The sequence below is a fragment of the Paenibacillus sp. OAS669 genome, from assembly GCF_014873645.1.
GTDB lineage: Bacteria > Bacillota > Bacilli > Paenibacillales > NBRC-103111 > Paenibacillus_S > Paenibacillus_S vulneris.
On record NZ_JADBDR010000005.1, the window covers coordinates 35687 to 52076 of the forward strand.

Annotated in this window: 16 protein-coding genes; 7 read left to right on the forward strand and 9 right to left on the reverse strand. The window is 50.8% G+C overall.

What is annotated here, in order from left to right; all coding sequences use genetic code 11:
• Positions 1-6 precede the first annotated feature (6 nt).
• Positions 7-777, reverse strand: a complete 771-nt coding sequence (locus tag GGC63_RS12645) for a sugar phosphate isomerase/epimerase family protein (RefSeq protein ID WP_192702659.1) — start codon at positions 775-777, stop codon at positions 7-9.
• Positions 778-990: 213 nt separating this feature from the next.
• Between GGC63_RS12645 and GGC63_RS12650 the strand changes: the two genes are divergently transcribed.
• Together GGC63_RS12650 and GGC63_RS12655 are read left to right on the forward strand one after the other, a co-directional pair.
• Entirely contained in the window at positions 991-1842 is an 852-nt protein-coding gene (locus tag GGC63_RS12650; protein WP_192702660.1) for an AraC family transcriptional regulator, read from the forward strand.
• A gap of 197 nt (positions 1843-2039) precedes the next feature.
• Positions 2040-2456 carry a YjdF family protein gene (locus tag GGC63_RS12655; RefSeq protein WP_192702661.1) on the forward strand — a complete coding sequence of 139 codons (417 nt, stop codon included), beginning with the start codon at positions 2040-2042 and terminating at the stop codon, positions 2454-2456.
• A gap of 75 nt (positions 2457-2531) precedes the next feature.
• Here the strand turns inward: GGC63_RS12655 and GGC63_RS12660 are convergent, their stop codons facing one another.
• The 4 genes from GGC63_RS12660 to leuC form a co-directional block, all read right to left on the reverse strand.
• Positions 2532-3908: a UDPGP type 1 family protein gene (locus GGC63_RS12660; protein ID WP_225948172.1), complete on the reverse strand. Its 1377-nt coding sequence runs from the start codon at positions 3906-3908 to the stop codon at positions 2532-2534.
• Positions 3909-3926: 18 nt separating this feature from the next.
• Positions 3927-4802: a GNAT family N-acetyltransferase gene (locus GGC63_RS12665; RefSeq protein ID WP_192702662.1), complete on the reverse strand. Its 876-nt coding sequence runs from the start codon at positions 4800-4802 to the stop codon at positions 3927-3929.
• A gap of 216 nt (positions 4803-5018) precedes the next feature.
• Positions 5019-5624 (reverse strand): 3-isopropylmalate dehydratase small subunit, encoded by a 606-nt coding sequence (gene leuD / locus GGC63_RS12670; protein WP_192702663.1) that lies wholly within the window; start codon positions 5622-5624, stop codon positions 5019-5021.
• Between the two features lie 31 nt (positions 5625-5655).
• Positions 5656-7074, reverse strand: coding sequence for a 3-isopropylmalate dehydratase large subunit (gene leuC, locus GGC63_RS12675; protein ID WP_079910638.1), 1419 nt, complete (start codon positions 7072-7074; stop codon positions 5656-5658).
• A 471-nt stretch (positions 7075-7545) separates the two neighbouring features.
• Between leuC and GGC63_RS12680 the strand changes: the two genes are divergently transcribed.
• Positions 7546-8448 carry a LysR family transcriptional regulator gene (locus tag GGC63_RS12680; RefSeq protein ID WP_079910447.1) on the forward strand — a complete coding sequence of 301 codons (903 nt, stop codon included), beginning with the start codon at positions 7546-7548 and terminating at the stop codon, positions 8446-8448.
• A gap of 25 nt (positions 8449-8473) precedes the next feature.
• On the opposite strand, the gene GGC63_RS12685 is transcribed toward GGC63_RS12680, so the two are convergent.
• The 4 genes from GGC63_RS12685 to GGC63_RS12700 form a co-directional block, all read right to left on the reverse strand.
• The gene (locus tag GGC63_RS12685) at positions 8474-9010 is read right to left on the reverse strand and encodes a GrpB family protein (protein ID WP_192702664.1); all 537 of its coding nucleotides are present in this window, start codon (positions 9008-9010) and stop codon (positions 8474-8476) included.
• Positions 9007-9516, reverse strand: coding sequence for a GNAT family N-acetyltransferase (locus tag GGC63_RS12690; RefSeq protein ID WP_192702665.1), 510 nt, complete (start codon positions 9514-9516; stop codon positions 9007-9009). Before GGC63_RS12690 ends, GGC63_RS12685 begins: the two co-directional genes overlap by 4 nt.
• A 120-nt stretch (positions 9517-9636) precedes the next feature.
• Positions 9637-10434, reverse strand: coding sequence for a carbon-nitrogen family hydrolase (locus GGC63_RS12695; RefSeq protein ID WP_192702666.1), 798 nt, complete (start codon positions 10432-10434; stop codon positions 9637-9639).
• A gap of 61 nt (positions 10435-10495) precedes the next feature.
• A complete protein-coding gene (locus GGC63_RS12700; RefSeq protein ID WP_192702667.1) occupies positions 10496-11284 on the reverse strand; it encodes a class I SAM-dependent methyltransferase in 789 nt (262 codons plus the stop codon).
• A gap of 199 nt (positions 11285-11483) precedes the next feature.
• On the opposite strand from GGC63_RS12700, the gene GGC63_RS12705 reads away from it, so the two are divergent.
• The 4 genes from GGC63_RS12705 to proC all read left to right on the forward strand — a co-directional run bounded on the left by GGC63_RS12705 (position 11484) and on the right by proC (position 16379).
• Entirely contained in the window at positions 11484-12686 is a 1203-nt protein-coding gene (locus tag GGC63_RS12705) for a pyridoxal phosphate-dependent aminotransferase (RefSeq protein WP_192702668.1), read from the forward strand.
• Positions 12687-13049: 363 nt separating this feature from the next.
• Positions 13050-14165, forward strand: coding sequence for a glutamate 5-kinase (gene proB / locus GGC63_RS12710; RefSeq protein WP_192702898.1), 1116 nt, complete (start codon positions 13050-13052; stop codon positions 14163-14165).
• 41 nt (positions 14166-14206) lie between these two features.
• Positions 14207-15475, forward strand: coding sequence for a glutamate-5-semialdehyde dehydrogenase (locus tag GGC63_RS12715; RefSeq protein WP_192702669.1), 1269 nt, complete (start codon positions 14207-14209; stop codon positions 15473-15475).
• 37 nt (positions 15476-15512) lie between these two features.
• Entirely contained in the window at positions 15513-16379 is an 867-nt protein-coding gene (gene proC, locus GGC63_RS12720; protein ID WP_192702670.1) for a pyrroline-5-carboxylate reductase, read from the forward strand.
• Positions 16380-16390 lie beyond the last annotated feature (11 nt).

A 16390-nucleotide genomic window follows, 5' to 3' on the forward strand; every position in this document is an offset into this window, starting at 1 on the left:
TCATTATTAGAATTGGTTCAAATAGTTTTGTTGAAGCCACTTCAAGCTGGTGCCGATGCTTTCCAAAGGCGGATTCTGACAGCGGTCCTGCTCGACGATCAGCCACTCCACTCCTGCTTCGGAAGCCGCTTCAATCACAGCCGGCAAGTCGATTTCCCCTTGGCCAAGCTCTACCGTATTAATCTGGTTATTAATCATGTCTTTAAAATCCTTCAGATGAAGCAGCGGCAGTCTTCCTGTATAGTCTGCCATGTATTGCAGCGTATCCAAACCGGCAAATTGCACCCAACCGGCATCCATTTCCACCAGGATTTCCTCCGGCGCGGAAGCATACAGAGCATCGAATACATACTGGCCTTCGATTTTCGTCTCAAATTCGAAAGCATGGTTGTGGTAAGCGAACTTCAATCCTTTAGCTTTAGCCTTGCGGGCCGCTTCACCCAGGAAAACAAACAAGCTTTTCCACGCTTCCGCATTCTCCCGTTCCTCGGCCGCTACATAAGGACAAATTAAATACTCGGCTCCGATTGCAAGCAAGTAATCGATTTCTTTATCCAGATCCTCACGCATTTGATTCAAGCTGACATGAGCTCCGATAGGCTTCAAGTTCAATTCATCCAGCAGCTGCTTCAATTCTTGGGCTGGAAGCCCACCGTAACCGGCAAATTCGACCCCTTCATATCCCAGCTCGGCTACTTGCCGCAGCGTTCCTTTGAAATCCTTCGACAAATCGTCGCGAACCGTATACAGCTGTACGCCAATACCCATTCTTCTCATTTGCTCATCCTCCAGGAAAATTGATCTATTTGATATTATTTTAATCCTAAATGCCCTATAATGACTATGAACGATGTGCTTGTTACATGAACTATTTTGCTATAATCACTTACATTCAAAGTGGGACCTTGGCTTCAGAGCGGGTTTAAATACTTTGCGTGGAGCCTCGAAATTTTGAGAAATTCTATACTTTTAAAAAGAAGGTGTCCCGCTATGCAGTCTCAAATTCTATCTTGCGGCTACTCCTATCATTCACAAAAATTCCAGACCGGACATAGGGAAAAAATGAAGCATTACTTGTTTCGCCTGCAAACAGAAGGGTTCTGCCAAGCATGGGTCAACGGAACCATGTCGGGAGTGGAAACGGGCGATTTGCTGCTCTACCAGCCCGGTGATGTGTATGACCTGAAAATTGACGAGCACACGAATAAGCTCGGGCAAACGCTGATCTCCAGCGGAGATTATTACATCATGTGTAAGGGGGAATGGCTCGAGGCCTGGTGGAGAAAAAGCAAAAAACCGCAGAAGGTCAGAATCGCAGCTGCCGAAAGGCTGCTTTCCCTGTGGCGGCAAATTATATTGGAGAAGCGCCGGATCGAAGACGAGAATAAAGAGCTGTCCGATTACTTGCTGAAAGCGCTCTGTCTATACATCGACCGTGCCGTCACGGAAACGCGGACCCTGCACGGGAGCTCGTTCCTGGCTTCGCGCATGAAAAGCTTTATCGAGGAGCATGCGATACTGCCGTTCAAGGTGGAGGATGTCGCCCAACATGTCGGGCTCAGCGTTTCGAGGGCCGTGCATTTGTTCAAGGAATGTTTCGGCAAAACCATGATTCAATATACGCTGGAGATTCGTTTATCCACCTCCATCGAGCGGATGAACTATACCGACATGACGCTGGAACAAATCGCCGAAACATCCGGCTTCGGAAGCTACTCGTATTTCCACCGCGTCTTTCGGGAGAAGTACGGAATTTCACCCAAGGCATTCCGGATGCAGCAGGCTGCGGGAGAGAAGAATCCTTCCTCACCGGATGCGAATCCGCATACTTCGTCATTATGACTGCTTGCCCACGGATGATCCGAGATAGGGATTTTCCTGCTTGAAGATCGGAGATCTGCTGCTATATACTGCACATAGGAGTGTAAAAACACGGTCCGGTCGGTAGTCCGGGCGCACTGGGCTTTTGCCTCGTGTCAGTAACCTTCCCCCCTCGGGATGTCCCTCACTCCGCACTACACATAGAGGGGGAAGCTTAGATGAAGCTAACCGTTTTTTTCGATGAACAGCTCCAATTCTGGGTAGGTGTCGTGGAATCCGAGGACGAACAACGTCTGAGGGCCGTCAGGCATATCTTCGGCAAAGAGCCGAAGGAAGCTGAGATTCTCGATTTTATCCATCTTGAGTTGCAGCGGCTGCTGGATGCAACAACCCAAACCGTACAAACCTCGCCTCGCGAGGAACGGCGGATCAATCCGAAGAGGATGTCGCGACTTGCTGCGCAGGAGATACGCCAGCGGGGAGCATCCACCTATGCCCAACAGGTCATGAGTATGGAGTATGAACACCGGAAATTAGAACGAAAGAGCGATTCCAAGCGCCGGCAAGAGGAATTAAAGGAAAGAAAATTTGCTCTGAAGGTGCAGAAAGCGAAGCTCAAGCACCGGGGCAGGTAGCAAGAAAGTAAGGCTGCATATCGGCAGATGGAGGAGGATAACGTCCTATCCCATCAGGCTGATATCAGCCTTTTTTCATATCCCGAGGCTCCGTAACAGATCCTGTGTCAAACCTTCTCCCGCATACGAGACCAAAGGGGAAATTTCTACCTGTCGATCGCCTAATCTTTCTGTCGTTACACCTGCTTCCAGCAGCCATTTACGGTGAAGCTCAAGCAAGAGAAGTCTGGCGGAATCCGGACTGTCCTCACCTTCCCTATTTTTCACAGGCGCAAATTCCTCCTCACGCCGAACCTTCCAAACCGTCATATCGCCCGCTGCCGGGTAAAAGTCGAAGATAAAACGTTCCATCTTGTAAGCGTTCGGCGCCGCCGGATTGATTAGAGCCCCTGATGTATCAAAATGCCGGATTTTTTTGTGGGCCAGTTCATAAGGCAGATTCAGGTCGGCTGCTTTCTCGATGAAATCAAGGCGAAACAGCTGAATCGAGATATGACCCTGACGGTACAGAAGACGGCCCTGATCGTCCTTCGCATACATTACTTCCTCCGGGATAACCGTGTACTCGACGACCGACGGCAGTCCATTACGATAGCAAAAGATGCCTACCGGCTCCTCGGGATACAGCTTATCCACCGATTTTGCAGCTACCGGAAAGGGATGGCTTGCAGCCGCCCCAATGAACAAAGGATCAGCGACCCTCACCAGCGCATTATCTACATTATAGTAAAACAACCATTCCAGACCTCGCCGCTTCATGTCGAGCATGGCTCCCGTTCTCTTAAGAGCTGCGAAGCAATCGCCGTTCCCGCTTGGCGCAAGGCATATTTCGTCTTTGGCCGACATCAGGATTTTGCCATGCTCATCTATCGCAGGCATAGCCCCCTGTACGAAAAACGTACAGTGTTCCCTAGGGTAGCCAAAATAGTAATGCTGTTCGAAAAAACGGACGGTCTGTTCGTGGTTTTCCGGACTTGTCATGATATACCATGCAATAGGCTTCCCCGCTTTTTCCGACAGATGGATCAAGCGCTCGGCCTGGAGCTGGAACAGCGATTTGCCAGACGGAAGCCCGATATCATATGCACCCTTCGGTCCCTCATAGCCCAGACGGCTTCCCTGGCCTCCTGCTACAACGATGGCGCCGACTTTCCCCTGCTCTAGCAGGCTCCAGCCTGCAGAGGCATACCTCTCACGCTCCTCCTCAGTATACTCGTCCAAACTTGAGGCCTGCATGGGTGCCAATTCCATGCCCGCCAATGCTTGCGCCGGTGAATCCTTCCAGCGCTGCCATGCCTGCTCGACAGCCTGCAAGTCCAGCTGTATGATCCCGCTAATCAGCTTCCGTCTGGACGCATCGTCCAGCTCGTCGTAGTACCGAAGCAGATGCTCCTGTCCATATCGGCTTAATAGCATTTGTGCTTCTTCTTTTCGTGTGTCCATCGTGTCCATTGCTGCGGCTCCCCCTTATTACTCCTGTTTGCCGCCAGGCTCTCCGGCGAAACGGTACATGACAGAATCCCTGACAGGATGGTAGCCAATTTGAGAATAAATATGGTTAGAGGTCGGATTCGCCAAGTCTGTGTACAGGCTGCAAAAGGAATAGCCTTCGTCCAGCATGCGCTGGCTAAGCGCCGCAACACAGGAGGAGGCATAGCCTTTGTTCCGGTGCTCCGGGGGTGTATAGACATTGCTCAAGACGATGCCGTGCTTCGTCGGCCGGGTTGTTTTGGCCATGCTGACCGCCCCATCATCATCCCAAAGATAGACGGCTGCTTGTCTAATGAAGCCGACCGTCTTGTTGGACGCTTCCTCCGCCGTGATCCGCTCATGAATGGAATCGGCGAATTGCTTGATCCAGGCTGCTATGAGCTCCTGATCAAGTACGGTAGCCAGCCTCAACCGTCCTTTGCTTCCGCTGAAGGGAAGCACCCGATCCAGCTGGTAAATTCGTTGATTCATCTTAAGGACCGGCACCAGACGATTGCTCTCCGCCCATTCCTCTGCAAAGCTTCTCGCTATCTCGTTAGGACCTATCACGCCGGGTACCTGTGCTCCCCTTGCCCTAAGATCGGCCACCACCGCTTTTACAGCTTCAAGACTAAACGGCTCTGCTCCGTACAGGATGGCATTATTGGAATTTATGAGTACAATGAGCCGGATTCGTTCATCACCGTCCTCTACAACCATCTTGTAAGAATCCAGGGCAGCTCTTCCTTCAGTCTCCCCCTTAGCTTCCATATGAAACAGGCCCAGAAGAAGGTTGTTCACGGCTTCATGCTTTTCCAAAACAGGCTCCACCTTCTCAAGGAAACGGGAAGCACGGTCATAATGGTACACATTCATCGCCTCTCTAACCCCCTCGAATAAAAGTAAATTTTATCCATGTTATCATATGATCCTGGAATCAACAATAGGAAACTCGACTTCTCCTGCAACCACTTGCCCCTATAAAGTAGGACCTTGCCTTCGAAGCTGGTTGGAAATGCTTTGCGGGAGCTCTTTAATAAAAAAACGGTTTTTGCCCCATGGGAGCAAAAACCGTTATAAAGGATTTCGTTCTTATTTATATGCAAGACGTGCTTTATGAGCTTCTTCATAAGCAGCGATTGCATCTGCGTGTTGAAGAGTCAAGCCGATGTCATCCAAGCCTTGCAGCAGGAATTGACGACGGTGCTCATCCAGGTCAAAATCAATGCTCAGACCTTGGTCGTCCGTAATTTTTTTGTTTTCCAGATCCACTGTCAGCTTGTAGCCTTCAGTCTTAGCCGTGCGTTGGAACAGCTCTTCCACTTGCTCCTCGCTCAGCTTGATCGGCAGGATGCCGTTTTTGAAGCAGTTGTTGTAGAAAATGTCCGCATAAGACGGAGCAATGATAACTTTGAATCCGTAATCCTGGATTGCCCAAGGAGCGTGCTCACGGGAAGATCCGCAGCCGAAGTTGGCACGGGAGATCAATACGGAAGCACCTTGATAACGAGGCTGGTTCAAGGAGAATTCCTTAATAACGTCACCTTGCTTGTCAAAACGCCATTCAAAGAATAGGAATTGTCCGAACCCGGAACGTTCAATCCGTTTCAAAAATTGCTTAGGAATAATCGCATCTGTATCTACGTTTACGCGGTCAACCGGACCTACGAGGCCTGTATGCTTGCTAAAAGCTTCCATTGTCGTTATCTCCTCACTCAAATAAATTGAATTAAGCTTCTTGCTTCACTTTGAAATCCCACTTGCGAACATCATAGAAATGTCCTTTGATCGCTGCGGCAGCGGCCATAGCCGGGGATACCAGGTGCGTACGTCCGTCGCGGCCTTGGCGGCCTTCAAAGTTACGGTTGGATGTCGATGCGCAGCGTTGACCTGGTTTCAATACGTCCGGGTTCATCGCCAAGCACATGCTGCAGCCCGCATCGCGCCACTCGAATCCAGCTTCGGTGAAGATTTTATCCAAGCCTTCTTTTTCCGCTTGAATTTTAACGCGTCCGGAGCCCGGAACTACGATTGCAGTCACATTCGGGGATACTTTATGTCCTTGAGCTACTTTGGCAGCAGCGCGAAGGTCCTCGATGCGGCCGTTCGTACAGGAACCGATAAATACATAATCAACAGCCAAGTCCGTCATCGGAGTACCTGGAGTGATGCCCATATATTCGATCGCTTTTTCAGCGGCTTTACGTTCGTTCTCTGTTGCGAAGCTTTGAGGATCCGGTACAAGTGCTGTAATATCCGTACCCATACCAGGGCTAGTTCCCCAGGTTACTTGCGGAATCAGGCTGTCCGCGTCGAATTCTACCACACGATCGTATACGGCGCCTTCATCGGTAGTCAGCTGCTTCCACTGTTCTACTGCTGCGTCGAAAGCAGCGCCTTGAGGAACGTATTCACGTCCGCGCAGATAATTGAAAGTAGTTTCGTCTGGGGCGATCAAGCCTGCTCTTGCACCTGCTTCGATGGACATGTTACATACGGTCATGCGCTCTTCCATCGACAGATTGCGGATCGCTTCGCCTGTATACTCGATAACATAGCCGGTAGCGAAGTCCGTACCGTATTTGGCAATAACGCCCAAGATCAAGTCTTTAGCGGTAATACCAGGGTTCAGCTTGCCGTTGATGCGAACTTCCAGTGTTTTGGCTTTCGATTGCTGCAAGCATTGAGTAGCCAGAACGTGCTCCACTTCACTGGTACCGATACCGAATGCCAAGGCACCGAAAGCACCGTGAGTGGAAGTGTGGCTGTCGCCGCACACGATGGTCTTACCAGGATGAGTCAAGCCAAGCTCAGGACCCATAACGTGAACAACGCCTTGATCGATGCTGTCCAGGTCAAACAGCGTTACGCCGAAATCCTTACAGTTCTGCGACAAAGTGTCGATTTGCTGCTTGGAGATAGGATCCGTAATATTGTAACGGTCTTTGGTAGGAACGTTGTGGTCCATCGTTGCGAATGTCAAATCCGGACGGCGCACTTTGCGGCCGGACAAGCGAAGCCCTTCAAAAGCTTGCGGAGACGTTACTTCGTGCACCAGCTGCAGGTCGATATAAATGATGCTAGGTTTGCCTGCTTCCTGATGAATTACGTGATTGTCCCAAATTTTCTCGAACATTGTTTTTGCCATCAGTTTCACCTCATTGTCATGAATGCGAATCAATTCATCTATGCCACTTAGTTTAGCATTTCTTTATTCATTGTTCCAAGATATAATATCTATAAGCTTGATAGGATAAACTTATAAATAAATCCTCCAATGCGACTAGAAACCTCGACAAGCTAGGATTGCTCCTTTCATGGATTAATTGAGATAGGAAGCATAGAGCTAAAGTAGGTGCCGGACTCTTTTTCTACCATCCGCGGAACCCCCATTTTTAATAGGCAGCCCTTCTTTGCCCCAAAAAAAGACCTCCGAAAAGGGAGGTTGAGGAGTGAATCATATGGGATGCTAATATCTTATGCAGCTTGTTTAAAAGAGTTCTAGATTCCCATCTATTTACAACCCTCAAGATCACTTTGAATCAGCGGAAGTATTCAACTATAATATGATTATGTTTGATAGGTATTAACTATCAATTACACAAAGGAGTATTTCCCTATGGAATTAAGACAGCTTCAATATGCGCTGCAGATCGCTATAGACAAAAACTTCTCCCGCGCCGCAGAAAAACTGCATATCGCCCAGCCATCCCTGAGCCAGCAGCTATCGAAACTGGAAAAAGAAATAGGTGTCCTGTTGTTTCAGCGGACCACGAACTCCGTCGAGGTAACCTATGCCGGATCCTTATTCGTTGAAAAGGCTCAAGCCATCCTCGACATGGTCGAGCAGCTGAAACGGGAGATGGAGGATATCTCGCAGATGCGCAAGGGCAAGCTGGTCGTCGGCAGCCTTCCGATAACGGGCGCTCATGTCCTGCCCCTCGTTCTTCCCGTGTTCCAGGCACGATACCCGGAAATCGAAATTATGCTGGTCGAGGAAACGACTGCCAATCTGGAGCATCTCACTGCCAGCGGTCAAATCGACATCAGCCTGCTCTCTCTCCCGTTAATGGACGAATCCCTGGCCTATGAGCCGCTGATTGAAGAGGAGATCATGCTAGCGCTGCCCCGGCATCATCGGCTTGCCCAGGCAACCCAAGGCGCCCATCCAACCGTTCAGATCGAAGAGCTGGCAAACGAACCTTTTATCGCGTTAAAAAAAGGGCAGGGCTTCCGGCAAATCGCCATAGAATTATGCCTTAATGCCGGCTTCACCCCGAACATTGTGTTTGAAAGCAGCAATATCGAAACCGTACAGTCGCTGGTCGGCGCGGGCATGGGCATTGCCTTCGTCCCTCACATGATTACGCGGAGCGCATGGAGCGACATGGCACCGGCTTATTTGTCCTTGTCCCACCATCCGACACGAACGCTGGTTATTGCTTACCGTAAAGGCCGTTACATGTCCAAAGCCGTAGAAGCTTTCATGGACACATTCAAGGAAGTTGTCAACCAGCAATAAAATATAGGCCGCCCATTGAATATGATTAGAGATTAACGTTTTTACGCTGCTCTGCCGCCCAAATGGAGGCTTTCTGAACAAGGCTGTTCAGCATGGCTTGCTTGCCGTCCTGATATAGATGAACGCTCTCTGGAAATTGCTTCATGAGCTTCAGCTTCAGCTGTCCATATTCCGCTGCCTCTTGGGGGTGGTTCATCATATAAGCCTTAAACTCCAAATGGGCCGCGATGGCAGCGTGACCAGCTTCAAACACATGAACGTGATGCGTTCTTTGCTCCCCGCCTTTTGCATAATACCTCCGCCCGGGTATCCCGTTCTCCCCTTTCGGATCAAAACCTGCAGCCAGCATAGCTTCATTCAACAAACTTACGTTCTCTAGATTCCTGACTTCAATCAGAATATCAATGATCGGCTTCGCATAGCCGATAGGCGGAATGGAGGTGCTGCCAATGTGATGAATACGAACCAGTTCTTCGGCAAACATTCTCTGTAGAATCTCCGCCATTTGGGAATATAGTACTGCCCATTCCGGAGTCCACTCTTGAATTACCGTTTTCCTCACGGATGACACCTCCTGAAATCTCCGGTGAAAAACTCGAATGTCGGAAGTCCTCTGAAGATCGTCTCCGTCCGTTCCCCCTGGGAGCAGCTGCCAATCACTTTTCTCCAAAATTTCTCTGACACTGTATTTCTCGGCAAATACGACAGGCTCCATTTTCCTTGAAAATGGGCGAAGATCTGCTGCGCGGCCCGGAATCCGATCCCCTTTTTCCGATAAGCACGCATAATGAAGAATTCAGCCATAGAGTAGCACGGCGTCCCGTCCGCTAGCGGCTCGTGCTCGCGAATCAGCGCAAAGCCAGCCATTTTGCCATCAACCTTAACGAAAAAGGCGAAGCGTCCTTCCTCTGTCCAGTAGTTATCGATGTATTTGTAATCGTACAGCCCATGCGAATTCACATCCACGTTATCTTCAAATTCGCTCATATCATATTGATAGAGCTCCATAATATGCCGCAAAACGGATTTCTCTTCATAAGAAACAGGCAGCAGCTGTAAGTTCAGCATTGTATCCTCACCCCAAGTAGAATCATTTCATATCTACATTACAGCAAGATGGAATGAAATCCACGGGATACTTTAACTATAATAGAAAAAGCAGCCTTGCAGCTGCTTAATGACAAGGTATTAATATAGGGCTGGACGACGGTCCTCGAACACCGGAATTTTATTGCGGACCTGGCTGACAAGCTCCAGATCGATTTCTGCGCGCAGAACCGCCTCCGATTCGCCGCCTTCGACCAGAATCTCGCCCCATGGATCTATGACCATCGAGTGGCCAAAAAATTCGGTTGTCCCGCTAATTCCGACACGATTGCACGAAACGACGAACATTTGATTCTCGATCGCTCTCGCGGTTAACAACGTACGCCAGTGATGCAGGCGCGGGTTAGGCCATTCTGCAGGCACGAACAAGATTTGTGCTCCTCCAAGCGCCAGCTTGCGGCTCAGCTCCGGAAAACGAATATCATAGCAGATCATCATGCCGGCAGGTACCCCATCCAACTGAAGCTGCCCGATACGTCCGCCTTCCTTCAAATATTTTTCCTCGTCCATCAAACGGAACAAGTGAATTTTGGAATAGTCCGCAACCGGTTTCCCTTCGCGGTCAAAGGCATAGATGGTATTAAAGATGTCATCGCCCTTTTTCTCGGCAATAGATCCCCCAATAATATTTACACTGTGCTTGCGGCTGAATTCCGACAGCAATGCTGCCGTCCGCTCTCCATTAGGGTCCGCAAGCTCATGAATTTGCTCCAATGCGTAGCCGGTATTCCACATTTCAGGAAAAATAATTACATCCGGCTTAGGCCCGCCTTCTACAGCTTCACTAAGCATCGTTTCCAGCTTGGCGAAATTTTTCTCCGGTTCGCCAATAGCGACATCCATTTGCAGAAGTGCAACATTCCAGCGTTTTTGTGTCATAGCATCCTTCACCCTTTATCATATCTCTTACCCTCTATCATAGTCGAAGAAGGGTTGAACTTCAATGCTTCCCGGCTATCCATACCGTCCAGCGGTCCCGTTCTTCAACGGGCTCGCCGTCTTGATACCCGGTCATGTCCTGCATATACCGCGTGAGAGTTACCAGTTCCTCGTCCGTCAATTCATGCAGGATGGAGCGCCCCGTGCGCCTCCTTATATCGTCACAATAATCGGAGAAATGTAGATAGGCTCGTCTTAACTCCCATAGCTTAAGCTCCCTGATTTCCGTGAAGCCCGCCGATGCCAAGGCTCGCCCAACCTGTTCCGAACGGTATCTTCGGCTAACCTCCTTATCTGATAACCTGGGAAACCGCTCGAACCAATAACCGCGCAAATGATGTCTGCTGCCTTCAAGCAAGCAATCGTCGGGCGTTCGGTCCTGAACCACCAGCGTACCATCCTCCTTCAAGATTCGGTACGCTTCTTGAAAGGCACCCGACAGCTCCTCGGGGGATAAATGATGGATCAGTGCCCGCTCCAATATCAGTTCTACCGATTCATCCCCAAGCCCAGTCTCCCACGCCTTCCCCTGCTGGAATCGAATTTCGGGATGTGCTGCGCATTGAACAGCTGCCGCTTCCAGCATAGCCATAGAAAAATCGACGCCGATCACCGATGCGGCACCCAATCTTACAAGGGCTTGGGAATAAATGCCTCCACCGCATCCGATATCCGCGGCTTGAACGCCCTTTACATTGACTTCTTCATTCATTAGCTGTTCCCAGCTGATGTCAGCCTTTCGCCCTGTGTACATGGAACGTTGCTCTGGATCGTGAAAATTCATCGGCATACACTATTCCTCCTCCGTTATTCCGTCAGACGAAACTTTATACTATATAATGAAACCGTCATCCTTATTCTACCATGGTTCCCCTTAATATGAAAGGGAACCGATCGGAGTTGTATACATGCATTTGGATTCGTGATACATTAATGCTAGTTCGGTGGAACGACTATACTACAGAAAAATACATGGAGTGTGACCATAGATGAGTGCTTCTTCATCCAACATTTCCGGCTTTACCATTCAGCCCGCTCTACGTATGCAGGAGCTGCCTACACAATTTTTCGCCAAGCTGGTTGGAAAAGCTAATTTGCAAATAGCCGCAGGACATGATGTCATCAATCTCGGACAAGGCAATCCCGATCAGCCTACTCCGCCCCATATAGTAAAAAAGCTGCAGGAAGCCGCGGAAAATCCGCTGTATCACCGCTATCCTCCTTTTAACGGCTTCTTGTTTTTAAAGCAGGCCGTCGCTCAACGGTACAAAGAGGATTACGGTGTGGAGCTTGATCCGGAAACGGAAGTAGCGATTCTGTTTGGCGGGAAAACCGGACTCGTCGAAATCAGCCAATGCTTGCTGAACCCAGGCGATGTATGCCTGGTGCCTGACCCGGGCTACCCCGATTACTGGTCGGGCGTCGCTCTCTCCGGAGCGCGCATGTCCTTCATGCCGCTTCGCGAATCCAATGCCTTCCTACCAGATTACAGCTCCATCCCGGCCGATGATTTGAACAAGGCCAAGCTGATGTTCATCAATTATCCTAATAATCCGACGGCCGTGAACGCACCGGCTTCCTTTTACGAGGAAACGATCCGCTTTGCGGCCAAACACGGAATCGTCGTAGCAAGCGACTTCGCCTACGGCGCGCTAGGATTCGACGGGCAGAAGCCGGTAAGCTTCCTGCAGCTGCCAGGGGCCAAAGAAGTCGGAGTCGAGTTCTACACGCTCTCCAAAACCTATAATATGGCAGGCTGGCGGGTCGGCTTCGCACTGGGAAATAAAGAAATTGTCCGCCTGATCAACCTGATTCAGGACCACTATTACTGCAGCCTGTTCGGCGGCATTCAAGAAGCCGCTGCTGCCGCTTTGACGGGTCCGCAGGACTGCGTCAGCGATCTTCTTGCCATGTACCAAGGACGCAGAGACGCTCTTTATACGGCACTGGATGCCATTGGCTGGAAAGCCCCTCGCTCGCAAGGCTCTTTTTTCACCTGGCTCCCTGTACCGAAGGGTCATACGTCCGCTTCTCTTGCCGATCTGCTGCTGGAGGAAGCCAAAATTGTCGTCGCCCCCGGAATCGGATTCGGCGAAAGCGGCGAAGGCTACGTGCGGCTGGGCTTGCTGACTCCGGAGGCTCGGCTGCAGGAAGCGGTAGAGCGTATTGCGAGGCTGAATCTGTTCGGCTGAGCGGAAGCGGACGAACCTTTACAAATCGGTCTGCAGCATGCTATGCTATAAGGAATAGTAAAAAACGTGATGATGGGAATAGTAAGAGGTCCCTTCGCGCTCAGAGAGTAAATTCCACCGGCTGAGAGAATTTACCGCGAACACTATCCGAACCCGCCCCGGAACGGCCAACGATGAGTTGGACGGCTGTTGTCCTTGCCGTTAAGAAGGCTATCAGAGCTGGATGTTTATCATCAATTAAGGTGGTACCGCGGAAGTGACAAGCTTCCGTCCTTAGAGGACGGGAGCTTTTTGTGTTCTTATCTTTTCCAGCGTTGTTGATCACTTGATTATTTATTCAGGTAGAAAGAAGTGATTCATTCCATGCAGCAAACCATCGTCATTAAAATCGGGAGCAGCTCTCTAACGTCCGACGAAGGAGGTCTGAACCGCAGTAAAATCGTATTTTTCTCCGCCGAGTTGGCGCGGCTTCATGCTCAAGGCTATCAGGTACTGCTCGTTACCTCAGGCGCTGTCGCCGCAGGGTTTCGCGAGATGGGATACATAAGCCGGCCGAAGGTGCTGCACGAGAAGCAGGCGTCTGCGTCGGTAGGCCAAGCGCTGCTGATGCAAGCCTATCATGAGGCGTTCGCAGCGCACGGCATCGGAGTCGCGCAAATTTTGCTCACGCGGTCTGATTTCTCCAATCGCCAGCGGATCCATAATGCTTCAATGACCATTGAAGAACTGCTTCGTCATCGCATCATTCCTATCATTAACGAGAACGATACCGTAGTTGTCGACGAGCTGAAATTCGGGGACAACGATATGCTCTCCGCCCTGGTAGCGAATCTGGTCCGTGCCCGCCAGCTGGTCATCATTACAGACATTGACGGTCTGTACAGCGATAATCCCCGCAGCAACCCGAATGCCAGAAGATTCGATCGCGTTACCGAAATCGGCGAGGACATCTATCGGATTGCCGGCGGCTCCGGCTCCTCCGTCGGTACAGGCGGCATGCGCTCCAAAATCGAAGCGGCACGAATCGCCATGCGAGGTGGCGTACCGGTATTTATCGGGCGCGTCACGGAGGAAGGCGATCTGGCGGCTGCCATCCAAGAGGAAGGCAAGGGAACGTACTTCGTCACCAGCGAGCATAATCTGCCGATGAAGAAGCAGTGGCTCGGGTTTCATTCCATGCCGCAGGGACGCATAACGGTGGATGAGGGAGCAGAGACCGCGCTTGTCATCGGAGGCAAAAGCTTGCTTCCCGCCGGTGTGAAGGAAGTATCCGGGGACTTTCACCCGGGTGACGTCGTGGAGGTGGTGAATCTCGAGCAGCAAACGATCGGCCGGGGAGTCGTCAACTATGCCAGCTGGCAGCTGCAGGCTGTAGCCGGTCTTAGCACCGATGAAGTACAAAAACGGATCGAGGTTCATCGGATGGAAGTAATCCACCGCGACGAATGGATCACGCTGACCGTCCATAAACAAATCTGACTTTCCCTAAAATGAACTTTTATAAATAAGGAGGAAACACTATGTCAACTCAATCCGCAACTACAAGTGAAGTCGTTCAGAAAGCGACTCTGGCCAAACAAGCCGCACCAAAGCTAAGCATATTAACGACAGAGCAGAAAAACCGCGCCTTGCTTTTAATGGCGGACGCGCTTGTAGCCGAAGCCCCATCCATTATCGAAGCCAATGCGGTGGATTTGCGTGAAGGCAGAGCTAACGGAACCAGCGAGTCGCTGCTTGACCGCATCGCTCTCAACGTGCAGCGAATTGAAGGGATTGCACAAGGCTTGCGCGAGGTCGTCGAGCTGGACGATCCTATCGGCAGCGTCTTGGATGAATTCACCCGTCCTAATGGTCTGCATATTCGTAAAATCCGCGTTCCTCTCGGCGTCATCGGCATCATCTATGAAGCCCGCCCGAACGTTACCGTAGATGCCGCAGGCCTCTGCCTTAAGACTGGCAATGCCGTCGTACTGCGCGGCGGCTCTGCAGCTTTGCATTCCAATAAGCGGATTGTTGAGATCATGCACGAAGCGCTTCAACGCTCGGATGTCCCAGCGGACGCTATTCAGCTCATTCTCGATCCGAACCGTTCCTCGGTTGACGAAATGCTTAAGCTGAACGGCCTGCTTGATGTACTGATCCCTCGCGGCGGCGCTTCCCTCATTCAAAACGTCGTCAAGAACGCGACAGTGCCCGTCATTGAAACCGGAGCCGGCATTTGTCATACTTATATAGACGAAACCGCACAATATGATATGGCGTTAAATATTGCCCTAAATGCCAAAGTACAGCGCCCTTCCGTGTGCAACTCCATGGAAACCTTGCTTGTCCATGAGAGCTTTGCGGAAAAGCACCTGGCCTCCATTGCGGAGCAATTCGCCAACAGCAAGGTAGAGCTTCGGGGCAGCGATTCCGCACGGCGGATCGTTTCCGGTATGAAGGCGGCTTCGGATGAGGATTGGGATACCGAATACAACGACTATATTCTCAATGTTCGTGTCGTTCGTAATCTCGATGAAGCGCTGGAGCATATTCAATTGCACGGAACGAAGCATTCCGAATGTATTGTGACGGAGAACGCGGAGCACGCGTCCCGCTTCCTCCAGGAGGTAGACGCCGCCGCTGTCTACCATAATGCTTCAACCCGATTCACCGACGGATTCGAGTTCGGCTTCGGAGCGGAGATCGGCATCAGCACCCAAAAGCTTCATGCACGCGGTCCTATGGGGCTTCCTGAGCTGACCTCCAGCAAATACTGCATCCAGGGCAGCGGACAAATTCGCGGCTAACCATTACTAACTTCCTTAATAAAAGGAGACTTTCCCTATGTCTTTATCCAACGCTAAAATTACCTTTGTAGGTGCAGGCTCTATGGCGGAAGCCATTGTTCGCGGTCTCACCTCCCAGAAGGACGCCGATGCTTCCCGCATCACCATGTTAAACCGGCAGGATACGGAGCGCCTTCAGAAACTTCACGAAAGCTACGGAGTCAGCTATGTTACTGAACTTACAGACAAAGACCGAGTAACTTCGGAAGCGGACGTTGTCGTGGTCGCTTTCAAGCCTAAGGATGCCATTGAAGGCCTGAAGGCGCTGGCTCCTCTGCTCAACCGCTCCCAACTGCTTGTCTCTGTCATTGCGGGTCTTTCCATTGCAACGATAGAAGCCATTTTGGGCTCTGCCGGTCAACCTATTGCCCGCACCATGCCCAATACCTCCAGCTCGATCGGGCTGGGCGCTACAGGAATCAGCTTCTCTTCCCAGGTGTCGAAAGAGCAGCAGCAGCTGGCGATCGATATGTTCGCATCGACAGGTATCGTCTCCGTCGTCGAGGAGTCTAAGCTCGATATCGTAACGGGAGTATCCGGAAGCGGGCCTGCTTATATTTACTATATGATGGAAGCCATGATCGAAGGAGGCATCCGGGGAGGTCTATCCCCAGAAGCGGCAAGAGAGCTTACGGTTCAAACAGTCTTGGGCGCAGCCAATATGGTTAAGCTCACCGGTGAAGAGCCTGCCGATTTGCGCCGCAAGGTCACTTCCCCTAATGGTACGACACAAGCTGCGATTGAGATGCTCGATCAGTACGATTTTTCTGCAGGAGTGGCCAAGGCCGTGCTGCGCGCCGCTGAGCGTGCAGGTGAGCTGGGAGAAGCTATAACCTCTCAGGCTGCAGCCGTTCAATCTAAATAAAAGTAGGTGTG